The sequence below is a fragment of the Streptomyces sp. 3MP-14 genome (assembly GCF_006334905.2).
Classification (GTDB): domain Bacteria; phylum Actinomycetota; class Actinomycetes; order Streptomycetales; family Streptomycetaceae; genus Streptomyces; species Streptomyces triticirhizae.
The window spans coordinates 307,584-333,092 of record NZ_VDLZ02000002.1; the positions used below are offsets into that span (position 1 = coordinate 307,584).

The following is a 25,509-nucleotide window of genomic DNA, read 5'->3' on the forward strand; positions in this document are numbered from 1 at the left end:
GGGCCCGGACGCTCGCCGGGCCGGGGACGGGGCCGAGGAACGTCACCGATACCGGACGCCGGAGAAGGCTGGAGTCAAGGAGGCCCGCGTGCGGCTCACCGACCTGATGTCGCTGCGCCAGACCGTCGGCGCCGGACTCCTCGTCACCCTCACCGAACGCTGCCCGCTGCGCTGCGCCCACTGCTCGCTGGCCGCCACCCGCGAAGGGCGCGATCTCGACGCCGCCGACCTGCTGCGCTTTCTGCGCACCTTCACCCCCGACTGCCGACCCGAGGTGCTGATGCTGACCGGCGGCGAGCCGCTGACCCGGCCCGGCCTGGTTGTCGAGGCGGCCGAGACCGCGCGCGAGGCCGGCACCCGCACCGCCGTGCTCTCCGGCGGCTTCTTCGCCGTCGGCGGCCAACTTCCGCCGGCCGTGCGGCGGGTGGCCGCCGCCGTCGACCACTTCTCGCTGAGCGCCGACGCCCACCACGAGCGGGAGGTCCCGCGCCGCGACCTGCTGACCGCGCTGGAGACGCTGGCCGCGACCGGCGTCGCCGTCAGCCTCCACGCGCTGGCCGCCGGACCCGACGACCCCTACCCGGACGAGCTGGCCGCCGACGTGACCGCCCGCCTCGGCCACGCCGTCCCGCTGCTGGTCGGCCTGGTGCGGCCGCTCGGCCGGGGCGCCGCGCTGCCCGGCGTGCCGGCCGCCGGGCCGCCGCCCCCGCCCTCGGCCGCCGCGCCCTGCGAGCTGGCGGCCTGGCCGGTGGTCGCCGCCGACGGCGCGATCACCGCCTGCTGCCAGCAGGACGTGGTGGACGGCCGGCGCCGCCCGGCCCAGCTGCGGGTCGGCTCGGTGGCCACCGACAGCTGGCACGGGGTGCTCCAACGGGCCCGACGCGACCCGCTGTTGCGCATGATCCGCACCGTGGGGCCGGTGCACATCGCGGCCCGCGCCGGCGCGCCGCCGGGCTCGGCGCCGGCCGGCTACTGCGCCACCTGCCACCGGCTCGGCGAGCTGCCGGCCGCCCGCCGCTGGGCGCGGCGGGTCGGCGAGGGCGCCTGCGGCGAACTGCTCCAGGAGGCCGCCGCCCGCGCCCTGTCCGCCGGCGACCCGGTGGCGCTCGTCGCCCGGCACGGCAGCCCCCGGCACGCGCACCTCCTCGACGAGACGGCCGGCGGGCCGAGCCAGCCGAGCCAGCCGAGCCAGCCGGGGCAGTCGGGGCAGTCGGGGGGCGCGTCGTGAGGGCGCCGGCCGGGCACGAACTGCGCGCCCTCGTCGAGCCGTTGTCCCCGGCGCTGCACCGCGCGTCCGCCGCGCTCTGGCGCCCCGAGGGGCTCAGAGAGCGCTATGCGCGCTACCTCACCACCATGCACGCCGTCATCCGCGCCTCCGTGCCCCTGATGGAGCTGGCCGCGCGCCGCTGCCGTGCCCTCCCGTCCGACCCCGGGGCGCCGGGCATCGCCGGGGAGCCGGGCGCCGACGCCCTGGCCGGCTTCCTCGACGCGCACATCGACCGCGAGCGCCACCACGACGACTGGCTGCTCGACGACCTGGCCGCCGTCGGCCTCGACCCCGCCCGCGCGTTCGAGGAACCGCCGTCGGCCGCCGTGGCCCGGCTGGTCGGCGCTCCGTACTACTGGGTCAGCCACCACCACCCGGCCGCGCTCCTCGGCTACATCCTGGTCCTCGAACTCCACGCCCCGCACGCCGCGTTGCCCGCGCTGCTGGCCGAGCGGACCGGGCTGCCGCCGGCCGCGTTCGACTCGGTGCGGCTGCACGCCGAGGCCGACCCGGGCCACAGCGCCGAGGTGGTCGCCGCGCTCGACGCCGGCGTCACCACCGAACGCGCCCGGCGCGCGGCCCGGCTGAGCGCCCTGCACACCGTCGCCGCGCTGCTGGACGTGCTGGCCGAACTGTCCGCCGCACCGCCCCTGTTGACGCCGGCCACCCTGTTGACCCCGGCCGCCCCCACCGCCCCGAAGGAGGCCCGCACGCCATGACCGCCACGCCGCACCCGCCCGAAGGCAACGCCGGCAGCCCAGCGGCCGCCGACGACGACGCCGCCGCCGCCGCGCGCACCCTGCGCGAACTCGCCGACGCCGGCTTCCCCGTGCCCTCCCTCACCCCGGAGCAGCGCGCCGTCTTCGCCGCGCTCACCCCGGACGAACTCGCCCTGGTGCTGGACATCAAGTCCCGCCTCGACGCGGTGGAGCCCGAGGTCAGGGCGCACGCCGCCGTGGCCGGCGCCGCCCTGTTCTGAGGTCCGGGTTGTCGAACGGGCCCAGGGCCCACCGGGCGCACACCGAGGGAGTCACACCGTGCCCGAGCAACGCAAGATGATCACCGCGCTCTTCTGCGACCTCGTCGGCTCCACCGAGCTGTCCGGGGTCCTCGAACCCGAGACGCTCCGCGCCGTGGTGCTGCGCTACTTCGAGGCGATGCGCGCCGGCGTCGAGGCGCGCGGCGGAACCGTGGAGAAGTTCATCGGCGACGCGGTGGTCGCCGTCTTCGGCGTCCCCCGCGTGCGGGAGGACGACGCGCGCCGCGCGGCGGCCGCGGCGCTCGACATGATCGCCGCGCTCAAGCCGCTCAACGAGGAGCTGGCCGCCGAGGTCGGCAGCACCCTGGAGGTGCGGATCGGCGTCAACAGCGGGGAGGTCGTCACCTCGGGCGAGCCCACCGACGGCACCTTCGTCTCCGGCGAGGTGGTCAACGTCGCCGCCCGCCTCGAACAGGCCGCGCCGCCCGGGCAGATCCTCATCGGCCCCGCCACCCGCCTGCTGCTCGGCGCCGACGCCGACGTCGCGCCGCTCGGCCCGCTGCGCCTGAAGGGCAAGCGCGAGCCGGTCCGCGCGTTCCGGCTTCTCGGGCTCGCCCCGCGCGGCGCGGGCGCCGACACCCCGCCCGACGCGGCGCCCCTGGTGGGCCGCGACGCCGAACTGCGGCGGCTGGGCGAGCACTGGAGGGACGTGACCACCGGTCCCGCCGCCCGCCTGGTCACGGTGACCGGCGAGGCCGGCATCGGCAAGACCCGGCTGCTGCGCGCCTGGCTCGCCCAACTCGCCGCCGACGGCGTGCCGGTGGGCGCCGCCAGCTGCCGTGGCCACGGCGACGAGGCGAGCCTCGCCCCGCTTGCCGACGCCCTCACCGCCCTGCTGCGCCACACCGGCGTGCCGTCGGGCGAGGGCGGCGCCGCCCACGAGGTGCTGCGCGGCGGACTGTTGGCCGACGGCACGCCCAGCCCCTCCGTCGCCGCGACCTGGGGCGCCGTCGCGACCCTGCTGGCCGAACTCTCCCGCCGCCGTCCGCTGGCCCTCGTCCTCGACGACGCCCAGTGGGCCAGGCCGGCGCTGCTGGGCGGGCTGCGCGGGCTGGCGGAGACGCTGGCCGACCGGCCGGTGCTGCTGCTCCGGTCCGGCCGCCCCACCCGGGAACGCCCGCCCCGGGCCGTCGACTTCACGCCGCCCGACGCCGACGAGACACCCGACGCCGACGAACGAACCGACGCCGACGAACGAACCGGCGCCGCCGAACGAGCCGGCGCCGCCGAGGCACCGTGCGCCGACGAGACACCCGACGCCGACGAACGAACCGGCGCCGCCGAGGCACCGTGCGCCGTCGAACGACCGGAAGTCGATCAACGAACCGGCGCCGTCCACCACCTGCCGCTCGGCCCGCTGCCCGACGCCGCCGCCCGCCGCCTCGCCGCCGCCCAGCACCTCGTGGGCCGCGCCGGCCCGCTCTCCAGCGGCGTGCGCGAGGCCGCGATCCGCCGCGCCGAGGGCAACCCGCTCCACCTCGAACAGCTCCTCGCCTGGGCCGCCGACGGCGGCGACGCCACCGACCCCGGCCGCCTGCCCGTCACCGTAACCGCCGTCCTCGCCGCCCGCATCGACGGCCTCGACGGGCCGACGCGCGCCGCGCTGGAGGCCGGCGCGGTCGTCGGCCGCCGCTTCACCACCGCCGAGGTCGACCTCCTGCTCGCCGGCACCCCCGAGGACGGGGCCGCGCCCGAGGCGCTCGACGAGCTGACCCGGCGCGGCCTGCTGGAGCCCGCGCCCGGCGGCGCGCCCGGCGCCCACCAGTTCCGCTCCGGGCTGCTGCGCGACGTCGCCTACCGGGGCCTCAGCAAGCGGCGCCGCGCCACCTGGCACGAGCGGCTCGCCGCCCGGGCCGGCACCGGCGCCGCGCTCACCGCCCACCACACCGAACAGGCGTATCTCCACCTGCGGGAGCTGGGCCAGCTCGGGCCGCGCACCCGGGCGCTGCGCGGCCGCGCAGCCCGCGCGCTCGCCGAGGCCGGCCGCCACGCGCTCGCCCGCGCCGACCTCGGCTGGGCCGCCGAACTCCACCAACGCGCCCTGCGCCACAGCGAGTCCGACGAGCCGAGCTGGACGGCGGCCGCGCTCGGCCTCGGCGAGACCTGGCTGGCGCTCGGCCGCGCCGAGGAGGGCGGCGCGCTGCTGCGGAAGGTCCTCGCCGTCTCCGCCCGCGCCGGCGACCGGCTCGCCCACGCCCACGCCCGGCTCCAACTCGCCTCCCTCGACCCCGAGGGCGAGCAGGGCACCGCCGCCGACGCCGCGCACGCCGCGATGCCCGTCTTCCAGGCCGCCGGCGACCGGCTCGGCCTGGCCAGGGCCCAGATCCGCATCGCCCAGGACCGGCAGCTCGCCGGCCGCCACCGTTCCGCCGCCCGGCTGCTCGCCACCGCCCTCGACCACGCCGTCGCCGCCGGCGTCGCCCCCGAACGCGCCATCGCGCTCGGCGCGTTGGGCGTCTCCCTCTGGCACGGGCCGACGCCGGCGCCCGAGGCCATCGAGCGCTGCCGCGCGCTGCTCGCCGAGCACGGCCCGGGCAACGCCACCGCCACCGTCACCCTCAGCTATCCGCTCGCCAACCTGCTGGCGCTGACCGGCCGCACCGGCGAGGCCCGCGCCTGCCTGGCCACCGCCGACCGGCTCGCCGCCGGCCTCGGCTACGCCGAAGCCGCCGGCTTCGCCCCGCTGTTCGCCGCCGGCGTCGAGGTGCTGGCCGGCCGGCCGGAGGCGGCCGAGCCCCTGCTGTGGGCGGCCGTCCAGCAGTGCCGCGCCGTCGGCGCGCCCGCCCTGCTGGCCACCGCCTCCCGCGAGCTGGCCCGCCTCCACCTCACGCGCGGCGCGCGCCCCGCCCCCGGGCTCCTCGAAGCGGACGCCGCCACCCTCCGCCCGGCCGACGCCGCCGACCTGCACGGGCTGCGCGCCCTGGACGCCTCGCTGGCCGGCGAGCCGGCCACGGCGCGTGCCCTGGCCGCCCGCGCCGTGGCTGCCGCCGAGACCACCGACTCCCCGCTGACCCGGGCCACCGCCCATCTCGACCTGGCCCGCGTCCAGTTGGCGGCCGACCTGCCCGCCAGGGCCGTCGCCTCGGCCGGCGAGGCCGTCCGCCTCTACGCCGCCAAGGGCCACCGGGTCGGCCGCGACACCACCATCTCGCTGCTCGCGCACGCCGCCTCCCGGCTCAACCCGCGCGCCCGGCGAACGGCGGCCGGCGGCCGCCCGGCGCGGAGCGGGGGAGGGGACCGGTGAACGGCGCGCTGAGCTGGGGGCTGCGCGACCGGGGCCCCGAGGACATCGCGGTGTTCGCCGCCGCCCCGGCCGGGATCACCCCCGAGTGGGCCTGGGGCGGCTCCACCGGGCGCGGCGTGCGGGTGTGCGTCGTGGACAGCGGCGTCGAGGGCGACCACCCGATGGTCGGCCAGGTCGCCTCCTCGCACGCGGTCGTCGAGGGCGACGACGGAACGCCCCGCGTCGTGCCCACCGACGCCGACGACCCCTGCGGCCACGGCACGGCCTGCGCCGGGATCGTCCGGGAGGTCGCGCCCGACTGCGAGGTGCACAGCGTCCGCGTCCTGGGCGAGAACTTCTCCGGCAGCGGCGCGTTCCTCCTCGCCGGGCTCCGCTGGGCCGTCGAGCAGCGCTTCGACGTCATCAACCTCAGCCTCTCCACCACCCACTCCCGGTTCGTCGGCGCGCTCCGCGAACTCGCCGACACCGCCTACTTCGACGGCACCGTCCTGGTCGCCTCCGCCCACAACCTGCCGGTGGAGAGCTTCCCCTGGCGGTTCGGCACGGTCTTCTCCGTCGGCAGCCACCAGGAGGCCGACCCCGAGCCGCACCTCTACAACCCCAGCCCCCCGGTGGAGTTCTTCGCCAAGGGGCAGGACGTGCGGGTCGCCTGGACCGGCCGCTGCGTCACCCGCACCACGGGCAACAGCTTCGCCGCACCGAGGATCGCCGGCCGCTGTGCCCAGATCCTGGCCCGCCACCCCGGGCTGACGCCGTTCCAGCTGAAGACCGTCCTCTACCTGACGGCCGCCAACGTCCATCCGGCCGACGCCCGTTCCGCCGAGGCGGTCACCTCCCCGCCGTCCGCCGACCGGCGGACCCGTCACGAGAGATGAGGTACCCGTGCCCAGACCCATCGCATCCGACGGCACCCGCGCCCTGTTGCAGTCCGTGGTCGAGGTGGCGAGGGCCATCTTCGGGGCCGCCGCCAGCTCCGTCTTCCTGGTCGACGAGGACGCCGGGGAACTGGTCTTCCAGGCCGTCGCCGGGGAGGGCGAGGAGTTCCTGGTCGGCACCCGGTTCCCCGCCCACCGGGGCATCGCCGGCTGGGTCGCCTCCTCGGGACAGGCCATGATCGCCGACGACCTCACCGGCGTGCCGCAGTTCGCCCGCGACCTGGCCGAGTCCACCCGCTACGTCCCCGACGCGCTGATGGCCGCCCCGCTGCTCTCCGACGGGCGGGTCCTGGGCGTGCTCGAAGTGCTCGACCCGGCCCCCCGTTCCCGCTCCGACCTGGGCGACCTCGACCTGCTGTCGCTCTTCGCCCACCAGGCGGCCCTCGCCCTGCGCGTCGCCGGCGAGGCCCACCGCCCCGCCGGCGACCTGGTGAACGCCGTGGACATCGTGGACGCCTTCCGCGACTTCCTCCACACCCGCGGATAGGGCGAGGGCGGGCGGTCAGCCCGGGGCCCCGGCTTCCGACGGCAGGCCGCCCGCGAACTCCCGCGCGAACACCGACATCTCGTACAGCGCCAGATGCGCGCTGACCTCGCCGCTCGGCGGGGTCAGCAGGCTGCACTCCAGCAACTCCTCCGCGTCAGCGACCACCCGCTCGTACCGCAGCGGCGGCTGATGGGCCGCCAGCCGCAGGAACGCCGCCCGCTGCGGCGGCGGCAGCCCCCGCCAGAACGCCTCGTACCGCTCCCGCAGCACCAGCTCGCCGGCCGCCATCTCGTCCAGCAGCGAGGGCGCGTCCCGCAGCCGGTCCGCGTACTCCGCCGGCCGCAGATGCCGCAGCGCGTTCAGCTTCGCGCCGGCGATCCGCAGCGCCAACGGCAGCCCCTCGCAGCGCCGCACGATCCGCGCCGCCGCCTCCGGGTCCGTCATCAGCCGGCCCACGCCGATCACCCGGCCCAGCAGCTCAAGGCCCTCCGCCTCGGTCAGCGGCGCCAGCGGCACCCACTCCACGCCGGAGAGACCGCTGAGCCGGTACCGGCTGGTCACCAGCGCCCCGCTGGGCCCGCAGCCGGGCAGCAGCGCCTCGGCGACCGTCGCCGACACCGCGTCGTCCAGCACCAACAGCAGCCGCCGCCGGGCGATCCACGACCGCCACCGGGCCAGGGCCTGCCCCACGCTCCGCTCCGGCGGCAGGCCCGCCGCGTCGAGCAGGCCCCGCAGCACCGTGCCCAGCGGCCGGTCACCCAGCTCCGCCATCAGCAGGCCGTCGGGGAACGCGTCGGCCAGCAGATGCCCCACCCGCACCGCGAACGCCGACTTGCCCACCCCGACCGCGCCGGAGACCACCATCACCCGGCCCTCCCGCCGCCCCTCGCGGAAGTGCGCCAGCGCCCGGTGGATCTCCTCCGCCCGGCCGACGAAGTCCGGCAGATCGCGCGGGAGTTGATCGCCCAGGCCGCCGCCTTCCGCGCGGGGGCCGTCCTCGGGCGGGGCCAGCAGCCGGCGCCGCAGCGCCGTCAGCACCGGGCCGGGCGCCACGCCCAGCTCCCGCGCCAGCGCCAGCCGCACCGCGTCGAAGTGGGCCAGTGCCTCTCCGGTCCGCCCGCCGGCCGCCAGCGCGCGCATCCACGCTGCCGACAGCCGCTCCCGCAACGGGTGCGCCGCCGCGAGGTCCTGGAGCCGCTCCACGACCAGCCGGTGCCCGCCCCGCTCCACCTCCAGCTCAGCCCACTCCTCCAGCGCGCCGAGAAACACCTCCGTCAGCCGGTCCACCGCATCCGACAGGCACGGCAGCCGGCCGAACTCGCCCAACGGCTCCTCCCGCCACAGCGCGACCGCCTCCGCCAGCCGCTCCACCGCGCCCGCCGCGCCCTCCCTGGCCAACCGACGCCCCTCGCGCGCCCGTTGCTCGAACGCCACCAGATCGCACTCCGCCGCCGACAGCCGCAGCAGATAGCCGCCCCCGGTGTGGACCAGGCGGTCGCCCAGGACCCGACGCAGCCGACACACATACACCTGGAGGTTCTTCCGCGCGGTGCGCGGCGGGCGGCCCGCCCAGACCGCGTCGATCAGGGCGTCCACCGGGTGGACCGTGTTGACCCGGCTCAGCAGCAGCGCGAGCAGCAACCGGGGCTTGGGGCCGCCGAGTTCCACGTGCTCCTCGCCACCGAGGCGCACCGTCAGCCCGCCGAAGGAGGTGATGGTGACCGCACCGTTCATGGCACGACCGTGCCACCGTTCCCCGCGCCGCACATGGGGATGCCGCCCCCACATTCCCGCCCGTCCCGCCGGTGACCAGGCCCGACGCCCCGCGCCAAGGCCCCGTCCGGCCCGCGCTGGCGAGAAACTGGGGGCGATTCCCCCATGACCGGCCCCGCCGCCTTTGAAAGAGTCGGCCCATGCACCCAGTCGCCGCGCCGCCAACCCCCGCACCCGCGCGGCGCGTTGCCCCGGCATGGTGGCTGCCGGCGCTGACCGACGAGGAACGCCGCGCCGGCGACGCCCCGCCACCCTGGGCCCAACTCGTCGACCAAGCCCTGGCGTTGGCCCCCGAACGGCCGGACGCCGGCGAACCCCTCCGCGCCGCGCCCGAACTCGGCCGCCCGGGGCGCCTGTTCCACCCGCTCGCCCCGCTGCTGGCCGTCGCCGACCGCCACTTCGCGGCGACCGTTCCCGGCGCCGGCGAGCCCGACGCGCGCGCGGTCTGGGCCGGCGCCCGCAGCTGGCTGGCCGCCCAACTCACCGCCACGGCCGCGCGCTGCCTCGTCCAACGTCTCCAAGCCGCCCGGGCGGCAGGGGAGTTGACCGGCGCCACCCCCCAGGAACGGTTCGACGACGGCGTCCGCGCGCTCGCCACCCGCCCCGCGCTCACCGCGCTGCTCCACCAACACCCCGTGCTGGCCCGGCTGTTGGGCCGGCGCTGCCTGACCGCCGTCGCCGCCGCCGGCGAACTCACCACCCGGCTCCGCGACGACCAACCCGCCCTCGCCGGCCGCCTGTTGGCCGGCGCGGCCCCAGGCCCGCCGACCCGCGTCACCTTCGGCCTCGGCGACCCACACGCCGGCGGCCGCACCGTCGCCCTGCTGGAGTTCGCCGACGGGCGCCGCCTCGTCCACAAGCCCAGGCCGCTCGGCGCGCACGCCCGCTGGAACGACCTGCTCGCCTGGTTCGCCCGCCACCACCCGGCGCTCGCGCCGCGCGCCGTGCGGCTGCTGCCGCGCGACGGCTACGGCTGGGCGGAACACATCGCCGCCGAACCCGTCGCCGACGAGGCCGACCTCGACGCCTTCCACGCCCGCACCGGCGCCCAACTCGCCCTGCTCCACGCGGTGCGCGCCGTCGACATCCACGCCGAGAACGTCATCGCCGCCGGCGGCCACCCGGTCGTCGTCGACGTCGAAACCCTCTTCCACCCCACCCTGCCCACCGCGACCGACGGCGGCCCCGACCCCGCCGCCCACGCGCTGGCCGCCTCCACCCACCGCACCTCGGTGCTGCCGCACCCCCTCCTCGGCCCGCTCGGTTCCGCCGACACCTCGGCCCTCGGCGCGCGCGAGGGGCAGCTCTCCCCGGACGCGCTGCCCGCCTGGGAGGACCCCGGCACCGACCGGATGCGGCTCGGCCGGCGCCGCCTCCCGTGGCCCGGCGGCCCCAACCGGCCCCGGCGCGCCGCCCCGGGACCGCCCGTCGAGCCGACCGACCACACCGAGGCGCTGCTGCGCGGCTTCCGCGCCGCCCACCGGCTGCTGGCCCGGCACGCCGCCGAACTCACCGCGCCCGGCGGGCCGTTGAGCCGCTTCGGCGCCGAGCCGACCCGGCTGGTGGCCCGGCCGAGCCAGGAGTACGCCGAACTGCTGGCCGAGGCGACCGCGCCGGAGGCGCTGCGCGACCTGGCCGCGCGCCGCCGCGCCTTCGCCGCGCTCCTGGAGCAGACCGGCCGCCCGCACACGGCCGCGTTCGCGCCCCACGAGCTGGCCCAGCTGCTCGACGGGGACATCCCGCTCTTCACCACCACGCCCGCCGCCACGACGGTCGCCGCCCCCGACGGCCGGCCCGTCGAGGGCGCCCTGCCCGGCCGCGAACCTGGCCTGCCGGCGGCAGCCGCCGCGCTGCGCGCCTGGGACGAGGCCGAACTCGCCTACCAGGAGTGGGTGATCCGCGCCTCCCTCACCACCCTGCGGCCCTTCCCCGGCCACGGGCCGGGTCCTGCCGGGCGGCAGGACCCGGCGCGACCGGTCCCGTCGACGCCCGGGGGCGCCGACGGGACCCCTGCGGGGCGAGTCCCTGCGGGGCGGCCCGGCGACGAGCGCCCTGCGGGGCAGGGCCCCGCGGGCGCGGGCGGCGACGGGGGCGGCGGGGTGGGCGGCCCGGTGCCCGGCGCGGTGGGTGCGTGCGCGTGCGCCTCCGGCGGTGTGGCGGCTGGCGACGACGGTCTTCGGCGGGTGTCGGGTGCTTTTGGCGGGGGTGTGCCGGGTGGGCGTTGCGTGGTGGGGGAGGTCGACGGGGCGGCCGCTGTCGGTGAGGACGGTCTTCGGCGGGTGCCCCGGTCCGCCGAGTTCGGCGGGGCGGGTGCGATCAACGCGGCCCCTGTGGAAGGGAGTTCGGCGGCGGCCGCCGACTCCGAGGCGGGTGGGGCTCGTCGGGCCCCCGGGCCGCTGTCCGAGGACGGGGAGAGCGAACCCGCCCCCGGTCAGCCGGCCGCTGGCCCCCGCCCTCCGGGGACGCCGCCGCGCGGGAACGGCCACCGCACGCCGCGCGTCGGCGATGCCTCCCGTTCGTCGCGCCCCGGCACCGCCGACGCTTCCACCGGCCGGGCGGCCCACGCCGCCGGTGCCCCGAGGTCCGGCTCCGCCGGCAACGCCCCCACCCCTGGCGCCGTCCCGCCCGTGCCGGGTGCCGTTGCCCCCGAGGAGGCCCCTTCGGGTCGCCCGCCCGGGCCCGGCTCACAGCTCGCCGGCTTCCGTTCCGGCGGGTCGGGTTCGGGTGCCCGCCCGGAGTCGCCGCCCGTCTTAGCGCTGCCCGGGCGGGCGTCCGTCCCGCCGGCGTCAGGTGCTCCGGGTGCCGCCGCTCCCGGAGTGGTGTCGGAGGAGGCTCCTTCGGGCTGTCCGCCCGGCCCTGGCTCGCGGCTTGCCAACGGTGCTTCGGCGGGGGCGAGTTCGCGCATCGGCCCAGTGGCGCCGTCCGCCCCTGCCCCGCCGGTACCAAGTGCTGCCGCGCCGCCCGCGCGCCAACGCGTCTCCGTCCCGCCGGCGTCAGGCACTTCCGTCTCGCGGTGCGAGGACGCTACTACCGGGCCGGTGCCTGAGGGCGTCTCCCCTTCGCCGGCGCCGGGCGTCTCCGCTTCGCCGGCGTCAGGCGCTTCTGCCTCGCCGCGCGAGGACGCTACTACCGGGCCGGTGCCCGAGGGTGCCTCCCCTCCGCCGGTACCAAGTGCTGCCGCGCCGCCCGCGCCCCAACGTGTCTCCGTCCCGCCGACACCAGGCGCTTCCGTCTCGCGGTGCGAGGACGCTACTACCGGGTCGGCGCCCGAGGGCGTCTCCCCTCCGCAGAATCCAGACGCTTCCGCGCCGTCCGCGACGGGGCGCGCCTCGGCGCCGCCGGCGCCCCGCTTCCGCGCCGCGCCCGCGCGCGAGCGCGTCCCCGCCCCGTTGGCGCCGGGCGCCCCGGCGCCCGGCGCCCCCGTCCCGCCGGCGCCCAGCGCCGGCGGTCCGGTGCCGGCCGCCAAGGCCCTCGCCCTGGCGGAGCAGGTCGGCGAGCGGCTGCTCGCCCTCGCCCGGGCGGACGGCGGCCGGGTCAACTGGCTCGGCCTGCATCTGCTCGGCGACAACCGTTGGTATCTCAGCCCGCAGGGCGCCTCGTTGGCGGACGGCTACCCGGGAACGGCCCTGTTTCTCGCCGAGTTGGGGCACGCCACCGGCCGGGGCCGCTATCTGTCGGCGGCGGCCGACGCCGTCACCCGCCCGCTGCCCGACACGCTTCGACTGCTCGCCGCGCACCCGGAGTTGGCGCGCGCCGTGGGCCCTGGCGGCTTTTTCGGCGTCGGCGGCCTCGCCTACGCCGCCGCCCGGCTCGCCCCGCTGCTGGACAGCGCCCCGCTGACGGCGGCGCTGCCGGACGCGTTGACCGCGCTGGCCGCCGCCGGCGAGGCGGCCGAGTCCGTCACCCTGGCCGAGGGGCTCGCCGGCGCGCTGCCGGCCGCGCAGGCCCTGCACGCCGCCACCGGCCTGCCCGAAGCCGCCGCGCTCGCCCGTTCGTTGGCCGCCCGCCTCGCCCGGGCCACGCCGCCCGCCGCGCCCGGCCTGCTGTGGGGTAGCGCCGGCGTGGCGCTCGCCCTCGGCCGCGCCCCGGCCGGCCCGGCCCGGCCGGACGACGGCCTGGGCTGGTGCTCGGGCCTGGCCGGCGTCGTCCTCGCCGGCGGCGACCCGGACGAGGCCGACCGCCTCGCGACCCGTCTCGCCGAGCGCGCCCCGGCGCCCGACCACGCCCCGGCGCCCGACCACGCGCCGTGCCACGGCGAACTCGGCGCGCTGGAGCCGCTGGTGGCCGCGCACGCGGGCGCGGGCCCGCCGCCGCACCCGGCCGTCGCGCGGCTGCTGCGCGACATCGAACGGCACGGCCCGCGCTGCGGCACCCCCGACGGCGTGGCCACCCCGGGGCTGCTCACCGGCCTCGCCGGGATCGGCCACGGGCTGCTGCGGCTGGCCCTCGGCCCGCGCGTTCCCTCGGTGCTCGCGCTGCGGCACGCGGCGCGTCCCCCGGGGCGCGCGCCCGAGGAGCGGGCGCCGGTCGGCCGGACCCGTTCTCCCAAGTTCCCCGAATCTCCCAGTCAAGGAGCGTGACCACCGTGGCGGACGAGCGATCGAACGAGCCGGTGAACGAGCCCGTGAACGAACCGGCACACGGGCCGGCGAACGAGCCGGCGAACGGGCCGGCGAGCGACGCCCGGGAGGCGGCGGCGGAACGGCACGACCCGGCGCCCGGCGACGAGGCGGAGGCGCGCGGCGCCGCCGACGCGGCCCGGCGGGCGCGGGTGCGGCTGGCGATCCTCACCGGGGCCACCGTCGGCGCCGCCGTCGTGGTCTCCGTGCTCAACCACGACCCGGGCACCACCTCGGTCAGCATCAACATCGACATCGGCTGACCGCGCCGGCCGGGCGCGGCCCACAGCCACCGCGCCCGGCCCCCGGCCGGCACCGCGCCCGGCCGGTCAGGACACGTCAACGCCCCTCAGGACGCGTCAACGCCCCCCGGCGACACGGCGGTTGCCCCCGCACCCGGCTCCCGCGCCGCCGTGACGGACAGGAAGTCCGCCGCGAAGTCGCACAGCCGGTTCCGGTCCCCGGTCCCGGTCTTGGCGAGCAGGCTCGCCACATGCTTCTCGACCGTGCGGACCGACAGGTGCAGCCGCCCGGCCAGGGCCTTGTTGCCCAGCCGGTCCACCAGCAGCCGGAAGACGTCGTACTCCCGCGTCGTCAGGCCCATCGCCCGCAGCGCCTCCGGGATGCGGTCGGTGCCGGCCCGCCGCTGCCGCACCACCACGCCGACGCCCCGCAGCAACGAGCGGCACGCCCCGGCCACCGCGATCACCCCGGCGCCGTGGAAGTACTCCTCCGCCTCGGTCAGCCAGCGGCGCGGCTCGCCCCAGCCGTCGGCCAGCGCCGCCTCGGCGACCAGCCGCAGCCCCAGGTGCCGGGCCACCGGGAACGGCTCCGCCTCCCGCAGCGCCTCAGCCACCGCCGCCTCGGCCGCCTCCCGCCGCCCGGCCCTGCCCTCCAGCACCGCGAGCGCCAGCCGGCCGAACTGCCGGTTGAAACGCAGCCGTCCGGCCTGCCCGTCGGCGATCCGTTCCCACTCCGCCCGGTCGGCGCGGCCGGCCAGCACGTCCAGCAGCAGCACCAGCCCGTGCCGACCCGTCAGATGGAAGAAGTCCTGCCCGTTCGCCTCGGCCGCCGCCCGCAGCGCGCCGGCGACCTCGTCGGCCGCCGCCCGGTCCTCCTCCAGCAGCGCGCAGAACAGCTCGCCGAGCCCCCGCGCCAGCGGCGCCTCCATGGACTGCTCGCCGCCGTCCGCCCGGAACTCCGCCAGCGCGGACCGCAGTTCGGCCCGCCGCCCCCGGTGCGCCGCGACCACCGCCCGCACCATCAGCAGATAGCGCGTCACCGAGCGCAGCTTCAGCCGCCGCGTCTCGTCGAGCGCCCCGTCCACCAGCGCGCGCGCCCGCGCGAAGTCGGAGCGCAGCGCGGCGTCCAACGCCAGCAGCGCGCCCGCGTTGTGCGCCAGGCTGACGCAGCCGGTGCGCAGCGCCTCGTGCCAGGCGTAGGTGAGGGAGTCCGTCGCGGCCCGCGCCAGCCAGGCGTTGCCGCCGAGCCCCAGCAGCCCGTGCGCGCGCCAGCCGTTCAGCTCGTGGCGCGAGGCGATCCGCAGCGCCTGCCGGAAACACCGGTCGGAATCCGCCAACGAACGCCCCCGGCCCGCCGCGCCCACCGCGTACCAGCCCTGGCAGGCCAGCGCCGGGTCGGCGCGCCGGCGCGCGCCCTCGATGGCGCGGCGCGCCAGCCGCTCGCTGCGCGCGATCCGGCCCGGGCGGGTGTCGGAGACCGTCAGATACGCCTCCACCGCGTCGATGCCGGCGGTCTCCGCCTCCCCGGCGTCCGCCGGCAGCAGCGCCCTGGCCTCGGCGACCTGCGCCAGGCCCTCCTCCCAGCGGCCCGCCACCTCGGCCGCCCAGGCCAGCCGCACATGCAGCTCCACCCGCCGGGCCGCGCCACTCCCGCCGGGCCCTGGCCCGGGCGCCGCGTCCAGGTCGGCGCGGCGCAGCCGGTCCGCCACCTCGACGGCCCGGTCGAACCGCCCGTCGTCCGCCAGCGCCAGCAGCAGCGTCTCCAGCAGCTCCCGGTGCACGCCGCCGCGCACCGGCGCGTAAGGACCGTCGCCCAGCATCGCCAGCGCCTCGTCGATCACGGTGATGGCCGTGCCGGGGCCGCTGCCCGCCAGCGCCCGGCGGGCCACCTCCCGGTAGTGCCCGGCCGCGACCTCCGGCTCGCCGGCCGCCCGCCGCAGCCGCGCCGCGAGCAGGCACCAGGTGCCGGGCAGCCCCGGGTACAGCTCCGCCACCGCGTCGGCGGCCCGCGCCGACAGCTCCGCCCGGTCCGCCGGGCTCAGCAGCGAGGCCAACGCCTCCTCCGCCAGCGGATGGGCGAACGCGTACCAGTCCGGGCCCAGCTCCCCGTCCGGCTGGAGCAGGCCGTCGGCCACCGCCGCCCGCACCGCCCGCGCCAGCGCCTCCTCGGGCAGCCCGGCGCACCGCCGCAGCACCGACACGGGAAACGAACGCCCCAGCACCGCCGCCACCGACAGCGCCGCCTCACCGCCGGGCCCCAGCCGGGCGGCCCGTTCCGCCACCACCCGCACCAACGTCACCGGCACGCCCGGGCGTTCGGTCGGCACCAGCCGCCAGCCGCCGTCCGCCGCCCGGGCGAGCCGCCCGGCCGAGATCATGCCGCGCACCAACTCCTCGGCGACAAAGGGGATGCCATGGCTGTCGGCCAGCACCTCGGCCGAGACCTCACCGGGCAGCGCCCCCGGCGGGCAGTCCAACAGCCCCGCCGCCAGGGCGTGCACCTCGGGCCCGCCCAGCCGGCCCAGCGGCAGGGCCCCGGCTTCCCCGCGCCGCACCACGGCCTCCACCAGCTCCAGCGCGGCCGAGGGCGTCGAGCGGACCGTCGCCAGCAGCGCCACCGGCTGGGTCGCGACATTGGCCGCCAGATACTCCACCACGGCGAGGGTCTCGGGGTCCGCGTCGTGCAGGTCGTCCACGACCAGCAGGCTGCCGTGGCGCCGGCCGTGCGCGGCGGCCAGCCGCAGCACCGCCTCCGCCAGCACCACCGGCGAGTCGTCGCAGTCGCCGCCCGTGGACCACTCGGGCACCAGCCGGCCCAGCACCGGCAGATAGGGCCCCAACACGTCGGCCGGCGGCGCCTGCCCGGCGCGGGCCAGCGCCAGCAGCGCCTCGGTCAACGGGCGGAACGGCACGGCCGGGCCGACCGTGGTACATCGCCCGCGCAGCACCGCCATCCCGGCGTCGCGCGCCAGGGCCATGGCCCTGGCGGCCAGCCGGGTCTTGCCGATCCCGGGCTCTCCGGTGACGAAGACCGTGCCGCCCCGCCCCTGGGCCGCGCCCCGCAGCGTCGCCGACAGGGCGGCCAACTCCGCGTCCCGACCGACCAGTTCGGCCGTCCTCATCCGTAACGGGCTCGTCATGCGCTCGCGTCGCTCCCTCGTGCCGAACGGTGCGCCCGCCGCCTCGCCACGGGCCCGACCGTCGTTCCTCCCGGGCCCGCCGCGCGCGCCCCTCCCGCAGCGTCACTTCCCCGCCTCGCGCGCGGTACGCGGGCTTCCGCCCGATCATCCGCCCCGGCGACAGGCCCCGCTGGGGACCGTAGCAGCCCGCACCGACAGCCGGCCGAACTCCCGTGTGGCATTCAGGAGCTGAGGGAACGCTGGGCCAGCCGGCTGCCCAACAGCACCATGCGCAGGGCCCGTTCGGCCGCGTCGGCCAGGAACTCCCCGCCGCGCGCCAGCGCCTCGGGCAGCGCCACCGGCGCCGGGAGGATGCCGCTCCAGGCGTCCATCCCCACCAGCGACGCCTCGTGCGCGCCCTCCCCGATGGTGCCGGCCAGCACCAGCACCGGCACCCCCAACGCCCTGGCCCGGCGCGCCACCTCGCCCGGCACCTTGCCCCGGGACGACTCCCGGTCCAGCGCGCCCTCGGCCGTCACCACCAGATCGGCCCCGGCCAGCCGCCCGTCCAGCCCCACCTGGTCCAGCAGCACCTCGAACCGGGGCCGCAGCCGCGCCCCCAGCGCGGCCAGCCCCGCGCCCAGCCCGCCGGACGCTCCGGTGCCGGCCGCCGACCGCAACGCGACGCCCGCCGGCGCCACATCCCTGGCCAGCACGGCGGCCCACCGCTCCAGCGCCGACGACAGCTCGGCGACCCGCGCCGGGTCCGCGCCCTTCTGCGGCCCGAACACCCGCGCCACGCCGCGCGGCCCGCACAGCACATTGAACGGGTTGCACGCCACCACCAGCTCCGTGCCGGCCAGCCGGGGATCGAGCCGCGCCGGGTCGATCCGCTCCAGCCGGTTCAACGCGGCGCCACCCGGCGGCAGTTCACGCCCCCGCGCGTCCAACAGCCGCGCCCCCAACGCCTGGAGCGCCCCCGCCCCGCCGTCCGACGTGCCCGAGTCGCCGCACGTCACCAACACCCGCCGCGCGCCCAGGTCCAGCGCGGCGCGCAGCAGCTCACCCACGCCCCTGGTGGTGGTCGCGCCCGGGTCGCGCAGCCCCGCTGGCACCAGCGCCAGCCCCGCGACCGACGCCATCTCCACCACGAACGTCCCGTGCGCCGTTCCGCCCACCCACGGCGGCCCGTTTCCCCGGTGAGCCTCCCGGTCGGCGCCGTCGCCGAGCACCGCCAGCTCCGCGCGCACCGGCCGCCCGACCGGCCCGGTCGCGGTCACCGGCACCATCCGCCCGCCGGTCGCGGCGGCCAGCGCGGCGGCCGTGCCCTCCCCGCCGTCCACCAGCGGCAGCCGGTCGATCTCCGCCGCCGGCGCGGCCCGCCGCAGCCCGGCCGCGATGGCCTCGGCGGCCCCGGCGGCCGTGAGCGACTCCTTGAACCCGCTGGGGGCCACGACGATCCGATACGGAAACACCAGACAACTCCTCACTCGCGCCGCCCCGTTCAGGGCGCGACGCCGAACAGCGGCCAGACGGCCAGGGCGAACAGCAGGACCAGCGCCGCCGTCAGCGGCGCCAACACGGCGGACAGCCGCAGCAGATCGGCCGGGGTGTACGTCGGCACCCCCGGCACGTCGGAGAAGAGCGCCACCGGCTTGGCCGAGGCGGGCAGCGTGTGGCAGAACCCGGCCGCCGCCGTCGAGGCCAGCGCCGCCGACACCGGATCGACGCCGGCGCCCACCGCGCCCGCCACCACCAGCGGCACCAGCACGCTGGAGCGCGCCGAACGGGACTGGAGCACCAGATGCGCGGCCGTGCTGAGCGCCACCACCACGCCGAGGAAGAGCCACGGCGGAACGTCCCCACCCGGCAACCCGCCCAGCAGCCAGCCGGCGGCGCCCGAGGTCACCAGCGCCACGCCCATCGCCATCGTCGCCGCCATGAACAGCAGCAGCGACCACGGCACCGTGCCCAGCGCCGCCCGCAGCGTGACCGCCCCCACCCGGGGCGCGGTCACCGCGACCGCCCCGGCCAGCGCGACCACCGCCGGCGCGAGACCGTGCAGCGGCTCCGCCGACCACAGCACCACCACCGCGCCCACCAGCGCGGCGCAGCGCCGCTCGACCGGCGTCAGAGGCCCCGTCACCGGCCGCCCGCCGACCCGTTCGACGTCGCCCGGCGCGATCCGCACCGGCGCCCGCCGGTCGGCCCGGCGGGTGGTGAGCGCCAGCACGACCTCGGCCGCCAGGTGCGAGGAGACCACCGCCAACGGCAGCCCCAGCAGCAGCCACTGGTGGAAGCCGATCCGCTGCCCCGTGGTCTCCCACAGCACCGACACCGTGATCAGGTGCGCGCCCGCCCCGATCAGGGTGGCCACCGCCGACAGCAGGATCACCGTCGGGAAGAGCAGCGCCAGCGCCACCACCACCCGCGGCCGGTCACCCAACGCCCGCGCCAGCGCCACGAACACCGGCAGCGCCAGCGCCGCCCGCCCCGAGGTCGCCGGCACCGCGAACGCCGACACGACCAGCGCCGCCGTGCTCAGATGCGCCAACTGCCGCACCGTGCGGGCCCCGCCTACCAGAAACGCCGCCAGCCGCCCCGCGAGACCGCTCTCCGCCACGGCGGCGGCCAGCACGAAGGCACAGATCAGCAGCCAGATCGTGGCGTCACCGAGGGTGCCGAAGAACGCGTCGGCGCTGGTCACCCCGCACACCGTCAACACCAGCCCGGCGCCGAGCGCGACCTGGGTGTCGTCCAGCCCGGTCGCCACCCAGGCGCAGGTCGCCAGCGTGAACACCGCCAGCGTCACCCGCCCCTGGAGGCCGAGCCCCGGGAAGTTGACCGGCACCGCCAGCAGCCCCACCACGCTCAGCGCCAGGCACAGCGCGACGGACCGCCCGAAGGACCACCGCACGGGCGGCCGCCCGGACGGCGGCGTGCGCGGCGCGGGTCGGCCTCGGCGGGCGGACACGGAGGTTTCGGTCGAGGTGAAGGACACCCGTCCAGTGTCGAAACGGGGGCTGAGGCTTCAGTGAACCCCGGATGAGGAGACGTTCACCAAGACACCCGCCCGCTCACAGCGGCAGCCGGTAGCCCATGCCGCGCAGCGTCTCCACGCAGCCGCTGCCCAACTTCCGCCGCAGCGCCCGCACATACACGTCCACGATGTTGGAGCCCGGGTCGAAGTCGTAGCCCCACACCTGGGAGAGGATCTGCTCGCGCGACAGCACCTGCCCCGGGTGCCGCAGGAACAGCTCCAGCAGCGTGAACTCCCGCGCCGTCAGGTCCACCAGCGTCTCCCCGCGCCGCGCCCTGCGGGTGCGCAGGTCCAGACTCAGCTCGCCGCCGCGCAGGATCGTCGCCTCCGGCGCCCCGCTCGCGGTGCGCATCCGCAGCCGCACCCGGGCCAGCAGCTCCTCGAAGCGGAACGGCTTGGTCATCCAGTCGTCGGCGCCGCCCTCCAGGCCGGCCACGGTGTCCCGCACCGAGTCCCGCGCGGTCAGCACGATCACCGGCACGTTCACCCGCGCCTCCCGCATCTGCCGCAGCACCGTGAACCCGTCCCGGCCCGGCAGCCCGATGTCCAGGAGCAGCAGGTCGAACCCGCCGCCGAGCACCTGCTCCAGTGCCTCGTCCCCGTCCGTGGCCACGGTGGTGGCGAAGCCGTTGGCCCGCAGCCCCTTCCGCACGAAGGAGGCGATCCGCTCCTCGTCCTCGGCGATCAGTATCCGGTTCATCCCGCACTCCCCACGGTCGGCGTCCCGCCGACATCGGCGTGTTCCCCGTGCTCTCCGTGTTCCCGGTGGCGCCGGACCGGCAGCGTCAGCGTGAACGTCGCGCCCCCGCCCGGCGTGCGGCCCAGCTCGGCCCGGCCGTGGTGGCCCTCGGCGATGGCGCGTACGATGGACAGGCCCAGCCCGGCGCCGCCGCCCCGCCGGGCCGCGCCGCGCCAGAACCGTTCGAAGACGAACGGCGCGTCCTCCTCGGCGACCCCGGGCCCGCCGTCCGCGACATACAGCTCGACGGTCGCGTCCCGCCGCCGGGAGCCGATCCGCACCACGTCCCCGGCGCCGGTGTGGCGGACCGCGTTCTGCGCCAGCTGCACCATCGCCTGGGTGACCCGCTGCGGGTCCAGCGCCGCCTCGCCCTCGGCGACCTCGGCCAGCTCCCACCGGCGCTCGCCCAACGCCCGCGCCTTGACGAAGACATCGGCCGTCAGCTCGGCCAGCTCCACCGGCTCGGGCCGCACGAAGTCCGGCCGGTCGGAGGTGGCCAGCAGCAGCAGGTCCTCCACGATCCGGCTCATCCGGTCCAGCTCGTCGCTGACCAGCCGCAGCGTCTCGCGCCGCTCGGCGGCGCCCGCCGGCCCCTCGTCCTGGCTCATCAGCTCCAGATGGCCGCGCACGATGGTGATCGGGGTGCGCAGCTCGTGCCCGGCGTCGTCCACGAACCGCCGCTGCGCGGCGAACGCCCGCTCCAGCCGGTCGAGCATCGCGTTGAACGTCTCGGCGAGCGCCGAGACGTCGTCCGAGCCGCGCACCGGGATGCGGCGGGCCAGATCCTGCTCGGTGAGCTGGGCCGCGGTGTTGCGCACCAGCCGCACCGGCGCCAGGATGCCGCCGGCCACCCACCAGCCGACCACGCACGTCATCAGCAGCGCCAGGCCGGCGACCAGGACCAGCGTCCCGACGACGTTCCGCACCGAGTCGTGCGCCTCCTGCGGGTGGTAGGTGACGAGGAACGCCGCCGGCCGCTCCGAGTCGCCGAACGTGATGTTCACCTTGGCCCAGTCGACGTCGCCCGCCGGGCGGCGCAGCGTGCCCGAGCGGGCCTCGTCGGCGAGGATGCGCTCCACCGAGGCGGTGTCCCGGTGCAGCGGCAGCCGGGCGCTGATCTCGCGCGGCTGCCGGATCAGGGTGCCGCGCTCGCCGCCGGGCACGAAGCCCAGCAACTCCTCGGCCGGCTCGGGGAACTGGCGCTCCAGATAGTCGTTGAGCAGCGTCCTGGGATCGGCGAACGGCTCGCCGGTGCGGACGTCGCGCCCGTGCTCCACGAAGTTGTGGAACTCGGCGGTCTCCTGGCCGAGGATCTGCTGGACCCGCTCGTCCGCGTCCCGCCACAGCACGGAGCGGACGATGACCACGACGGTCGCCAGCGACACCGCCATCAGCACCACCAGCCACACCAGGATGCGCAGCCGCGCGCCGACCCGGAACGGCCGCCGGGCCGCCGCCGGTTCAGTCGTCCCCGTCGTCGTCGGCGCTGTCGTCCCCGTCGTCCGCGTCGTCGTCCCCTTCCTCCCCTTCCTCTCCTTCCTTCCCTTCCTCGCTTTCGTCTCCGTCGTCGGGCTGTCCGGCTCCGGGCCGTCGGTCGTCGTCATGGAGGGAGGTCTCGGTGGGTCGGGGACGGGGCGCGACCTCCTCGTCGGGCGGCGCCGTCGGGGAGTTGGTCCCCGACGGCGGCGGTGACGTCGCGCCCAACCGGACGTCGGGCGCGACATCGGGCGGCGCGGCGTCGTCGCCGAGCACCTGACTGGCCCCCGCGATGGTCACGGGGATCAGCACGACGGCGGCCAGCGCCGCCACCCGGTGGGAGAAGGCCATGCCCCCCAGCCTGCGGCGCGCCGGGTCACCGTGTCATGAGCGGAAGATGAGAGATTCCTCATCCGCCCGCCGGTGCCCCCTCGGGCGGGTCGGCCAACTCCGCCAGCGGCGCCGCCAGTCGGCCGGCCAGACCGGCGTCAACCGCCGCCGCCTCGCGCAGCAGCGCCGCACAGGCCACGCCCAGCGCGCGGACCAACTCCCCGCGCTCCAGGGCCCGCACCAGCGCCCCGGCCAGCGGCCCGGTGACGTCCGCCGGAAGCTCGTCCATGCCCCGGCCCTGCGCGGCCGGCAGCCCGTGCCGCAGACAGGCCAGCGCCAACGCCCGCTCCCGCACCCCGCTCACCATGTACTCCGCCTGCCACAGCCGCCCGCGCGCGATGCTCGTCCTGGCGTGCAGCGCGTACAGCCAGCCCCAGCCCACCAGTTCGCCGGCCGCCGGAGGCGCCGCCGGCGCCGGCTCGCCGGCCGCCCCGAAGAGCAGCCGGAACTCCGGCCCACGGGCCCGGAACTCCTCCGCCGCCCAGAACGACACGTCCACCTGGAGCGTGGAGGGCAGCAGGAACACCCGGTAGAGCGTGCCGCCCGCCCACACGTCCAGATGCGCCACCGCGCCGTGGTCCTCGTACAACAGGGCGCTCCACGCCGCCACCACCGCGTCCCGGTCGGCGCCCGGCGCCAGCGCGAGCGCCAGGTCGATGTCCGACCACCGGTCCTCCCGGCCGCCGGCCGCCGAGCCCACGAGGGCGGCGGCGCCGATCGCCGGATCGCGCCGGGCCTCGGCCACCAACCGTTCGCGCAGCGCCGCGCGTTGCTCCGCAGTGAACACGCCCCGGACGCTAGCAGCCGCGCCCGCCGGGTCAGGAGCGGGCGCCGGGCCCGGGGCCGGCCAGGCCGACGGCCAGCGCGACGCCCGCCAACGCCGCCGCGCTCCCCAGCAGCACCGTCAGCGACGCCGCCTCCACGACCGCCCCGCCCAGGAAAGCGCCCAGCGCGATGGCGGCCGTGAACACCCCCACATACACCCCGGTGACCTGCTCCACCCGCTCCGGCGCCGCCCGCGTCATCCAGATCTGCCCGGCCACCGAGAGCCCGCCGTAGGTCAGCCCCCACAGCGCGACGGCCAGCGAGGTGGCGGCGGTCAGCTCGCCGAGGAGCGCCAACAGGCCGATGGAGACGGCGATCCCGCCGGTCAGCACCAGCACCGTGGAGCGCGGCCGAGTCGCCGCCCGCGCGCCGGCCACGAAGTTGCCGACCAGGCCGAAGACGCCGTAGAGCAGCAGGAGCAGCGCGATCGGCGTGGGGGACAGGCCAGTCAGGTCCTCCAACACCGGCCGCACATAGGTGTAGGCGGCGAAGTGCGCCGTCACCAGCAGCGCGATCAGCACCAGGCCGAGCCGCACCGCCGGGGCGCGCAGCAGCGGTTCGGGCGCGGCCGGCTCGTCGGGCCCGGTCGGCACCGCCGGGCGCGGCAGCCGGGGGAGGGCCAGCGCCAGGCCGGCGGCCAGCAGCGCCGCCACCCCGCCCAGCGAGGCGAACGCGGCCCGCCAGCCGAAGGCGTTGCCCACCACGGTGCCCAGCGGGACGCCGACGACGGAGGCCGCCGCGACGCCGCCGACCGCGCAGGAGACCGCGAGCGCCGCGTCGCGCGGCGCCACCAGCCGGACGGCGACGGCCGAGGCCAGCCCCCACACCGCGCCCATCCCGAGGCCGAGCACCACCCGGGAGACCACCAGCGCGCCGAAGCCGCCGGCCACGGCGGTCAGGACGTTGCCCACCGCCAACACCACCATCGCGACGGCCAGCACCAGCCGCCGGTCCAGCGCGCCGAGCAGGCGCGGCACGGTCGGCGCGGCCACCGCCGTCACCAGGCCGGTGATCGTCAGGCTGAAGCCGGCCGCGCCCTGGCTGGTGTCCAGTCCTTCGGCCATCGGCGTCAGCACGCCGACCGGCAGCATCTCGGAGGTCACCACCACGAAGGTGCTCAACGACAGCACCGCGACCGCCAGCCACTGGCGGCGGGTGGTGCGCCGCGCGTCCGGGTCGGCCTCGGCCGCCGACGCCTCGGGCAGGGCCTCAGGTGGGTTCGCACTCATGCCAGCCAGCCAAACAGCGGCCCTGACCGGGAACAACGCCGATCTTCTCAACGCATCGATGAGCTACGCTGATCGATGGCCCGCCAACGTCGACCGGCGCTCACCCGGCGGACCGTCCGGCGTGGACCTTCCGGCGAGTAGGGGCGGCGATGAACCCGGTGCACGTCCAGCAGATCGAGTGCCTCCTCGCGCTCGCCGACGAGCTGCACTTCGGGCGGACCGCCGAGCGCCTGGGCTGTTCCCAGAGCCGGGTCAGCCAGCTGCTCGCCGCCCTCGAACGACGCCTCGGGGTGCGGCTGGTGGACCGCACCAGCCGCCGGGTGGCGCTGACCCGCTTCGGCGCGCAGTTCGTCGACGAGGTGCGCCCGGCGTACGAGGCGCTGACCGCCGTGCTCGCCCGCGCGCACGAGCGCGCCAGGAGCGGCGCGCTGCGCCAGCTGCGCGTCGGCTTCCACGGCAGCGTCTACGAGGAGATCACCGTGGCCTTCCGCCGGCTGCGCGCCGAGCACGGCGTCACGGTCGCGCTCAACGAGATCCCGCTGGGCTCCCCGTTCGCCGCCGTGCTGGACGGCCGGCTGGACGCAGCCGTGGTCGAACTCCCCGTCCGCGAGCCGGCGTTGACCGTCGGCTACCGCTTCCCGCCACAGGACCGGCTGCTGGCCCTCGCGCCCTCGCACCCGCTGGCCGACGCCGCGCCGGTCGACGTCGAGGCGCTGGCCGGCCTCGACCTCCTGCACCCGACCGGCGACGCCCCCGACTACTGGCGCACCGCCCGGGTGCCGCACGCCACGCCCGCCGGGGCGCCGATCAGCTCCTCGATGGGCATCAGCACCGTCCAGGAGGGCCTGGCCCTGGTGGCGGCCGGCGAGCACGCGATGCTCGTCTGCCGCCCGCTGGCCGAGCGGGCGGCGCGCGGCGACGTGCGCTATCTGCCGGTCACCGGGCTGGAGGAGTCCTCCCAACTCGGCCTGGTCTGGCGCACCGACCGGGCCGTTCCCGCGCTGCTCGCGCTCGCCGGGCTGCTGCGCGAGGAGTTCACCGGGCCGGCCGCCCGGCCGCCGGCGCCCAGCGCCGTCCCCGCATGA

At 77.8% G+C, this 25,509-nt stretch carries 18 protein-coding genes; 9 read left to right on the forward strand and 9 right to left on the reverse strand.

Translation table 11 applies throughout. The features are described 5' to 3' along the window. Positions 1–88: 88 nt before the first annotated feature. The 6 genes from FH609_RS03715 to FH609_RS03740 are packed head-to-tail and all read left to right on the forward strand — an operon-like array spanning position 89 to position 6,972. Positions 89–1,228, forward strand: a complete 1,140-nt coding sequence (locus tag FH609_RS03715) for a radical SAM protein (protein ID WP_226961377.1) — start codon at positions 89–91, stop codon at positions 1,226–1,228. Beyond that, the gene (locus tag FH609_RS03720; protein ID WP_139670356.1) at positions 1,225–1,986 is read left to right on the forward strand and encodes an iron-containing redox enzyme family protein; all 762 of its coding nucleotides are present in this window, start codon (positions 1,225–1,227) and stop codon (positions 1,984–1,986) included. The genes FH609_RS03715 and FH609_RS03720 overlap by 4 nt, the downstream gene beginning before the upstream one ends. Beyond that, the gene (locus tag FH609_RS03725; protein WP_226961378.1) at positions 1,983–2,246 is read left to right on the forward strand and encodes an aroma-sacti cluster domain-containing protein; all 264 of its coding nucleotides are present in this window, start codon (positions 1,983–1,985) and stop codon (positions 2,244–2,246) included. The genes FH609_RS03720 and FH609_RS03725 overlap by 4 nt, the downstream gene beginning before the upstream one ends. A gap of 58 nt (positions 2,247–2,304) precedes the next feature. Further along, a complete protein-coding gene (locus FH609_RS03730; protein WP_139670358.1) occupies positions 2,305–5,550 on the forward strand; it encodes an adenylate/guanylate cyclase domain-containing protein in 3,246 nt (1,081 codons plus the stop codon). Then, positions 5,547–6,425 (forward strand): S8 family peptidase, encoded by an 879-nt coding sequence (locus tag FH609_RS03735; RefSeq protein WP_139670360.1) that lies wholly within the window; start codon positions 5,547–5,549, stop codon positions 6,423–6,425. The genes FH609_RS03730 and FH609_RS03735 overlap by 4 nt, the downstream gene beginning before the upstream one ends. A gap of 7 nt (positions 6,426–6,432) precedes the next feature. Beyond that, positions 6,433–6,972 carry a GAF domain-containing protein gene (locus FH609_RS03740; protein WP_139670362.1) on the forward strand — a complete coding sequence of 180 codons (540 nt, stop codon included), beginning with the start codon at positions 6,433–6,435 and terminating at the stop codon, positions 6,970–6,972. A gap of 15 nt (positions 6,973–6,987) precedes the next feature. Here the strand turns inward: FH609_RS03740 and FH609_RS03745 are convergent, their stop codons facing one another. Continuing rightward, complete coding sequence (locus tag FH609_RS03745; RefSeq protein WP_193317985.1) at positions 6,988–8,706, reverse strand: BTAD domain-containing putative transcriptional regulator; 1,719 nt, start codon at positions 8,704–8,706, stop codon at positions 6,988–6,990. 179 nt (positions 8,707–8,885) lie between these two features. Between FH609_RS03745 and lanM the strand changes: the two genes are divergently transcribed. Together lanM and FH609_RS03755 are read left to right on the forward strand one after the other, a co-directional pair. Continuing rightward, on the forward strand, positions 8,886–13,325 hold the full coding sequence (gene lanM / locus FH609_RS32060; RefSeq protein ID WP_139670366.1) for a type 2 lanthipeptide synthetase LanM: 4,440 nt from the start codon (positions 8,886–8,888) through the stop codon (positions 13,323–13,325). A gap of 5 nt (positions 13,326–13,330) precedes the next feature. Further along, a complete protein-coding gene (locus FH609_RS03755; protein WP_139670368.1) occupies positions 13,331–13,627 on the forward strand; it encodes a hypothetical protein in 297 nt (98 codons plus the stop codon). 86 nt (positions 13,628–13,713) lie between these two features. On the opposite strand, the gene FH609_RS03760 is transcribed toward FH609_RS03755, so the two are convergent. From FH609_RS03760 to FH609_RS03790, 8 genes are all read right to left on the reverse strand, one after another. Further along, on the reverse strand, positions 13,714–16,746 hold the full coding sequence (locus FH609_RS03760) for an ATP-binding protein (protein WP_139670370.1): 3,033 nt from the start codon (positions 16,744–16,746) through the stop codon (positions 13,714–13,716). A gap of 221 nt (positions 16,747–16,967) precedes the next feature. Then, positions 16,968–18,200, reverse strand: coding sequence for a glycerate kinase (locus tag FH609_RS03765; RefSeq protein WP_139670372.1), 1,233 nt, complete (start codon positions 18,198–18,200; stop codon positions 16,968–16,970). Between the two features lie 29 nt (positions 18,201–18,229). Continuing rightward, on the reverse strand, positions 18,230–19,642 hold the full coding sequence (locus FH609_RS03770; protein ID WP_139670374.1) for an SLC13 family permease: 1,413 nt from the start codon (positions 19,640–19,642) through the stop codon (positions 18,230–18,232). Positions 19,643–19,802: 160 nt separating this feature from the next. Further along, entirely contained in the window at positions 19,803–20,465 is a 663-nt protein-coding gene (locus tag FH609_RS03775; RefSeq protein ID WP_139670376.1) for a response regulator transcription factor, read from the reverse strand. Continuing rightward, on the reverse strand, positions 20,462–21,895 hold the full coding sequence (locus FH609_RS03780; RefSeq protein WP_226961408.1) for a sensor histidine kinase: 1,434 nt from the start codon (positions 21,893–21,895) through the stop codon (positions 20,462–20,464). Before FH609_RS03780 ends, FH609_RS03775 begins: the two co-directional genes overlap by 4 nt. A gap of 70 nt (positions 21,896–21,965) precedes the next feature. Then, positions 21,966–22,331 carry a small secreted hydrophilic protein gene (locus tag FH609_RS31425; RefSeq protein ID WP_226961379.1) on the reverse strand — a complete coding sequence of 122 codons (366 nt, stop codon included), beginning with the start codon at positions 22,329–22,331 and terminating at the stop codon, positions 21,966–21,968. A 58-nt stretch (positions 22,332–22,389) separates the two neighbouring features. Continuing rightward, positions 22,390–23,157, reverse strand: a complete 768-nt coding sequence (locus FH609_RS03785; RefSeq protein ID WP_139670381.1) for a nucleotidyltransferase domain-containing protein — start codon at positions 23,155–23,157, stop codon at positions 22,390–22,392. A 31-nt stretch (positions 23,158–23,188) separates the two neighbouring features. Then, a complete protein-coding gene (locus FH609_RS03790) occupies positions 23,189–24,424 on the reverse strand; it encodes an MFS transporter (protein WP_139670383.1) in 1,236 nt (411 codons plus the stop codon). A gap of 149 nt (positions 24,425–24,573) precedes the next feature. Between FH609_RS03790 and FH609_RS03795 the strand changes: the two genes are divergently transcribed. Continuing rightward, positions 24,574–25,509: a LysR family transcriptional regulator gene (locus FH609_RS03795; RefSeq protein WP_139670385.1), complete on the forward strand. Its 936-nt coding sequence runs from the start codon at positions 24,574–24,576 to the stop codon at positions 25,507–25,509.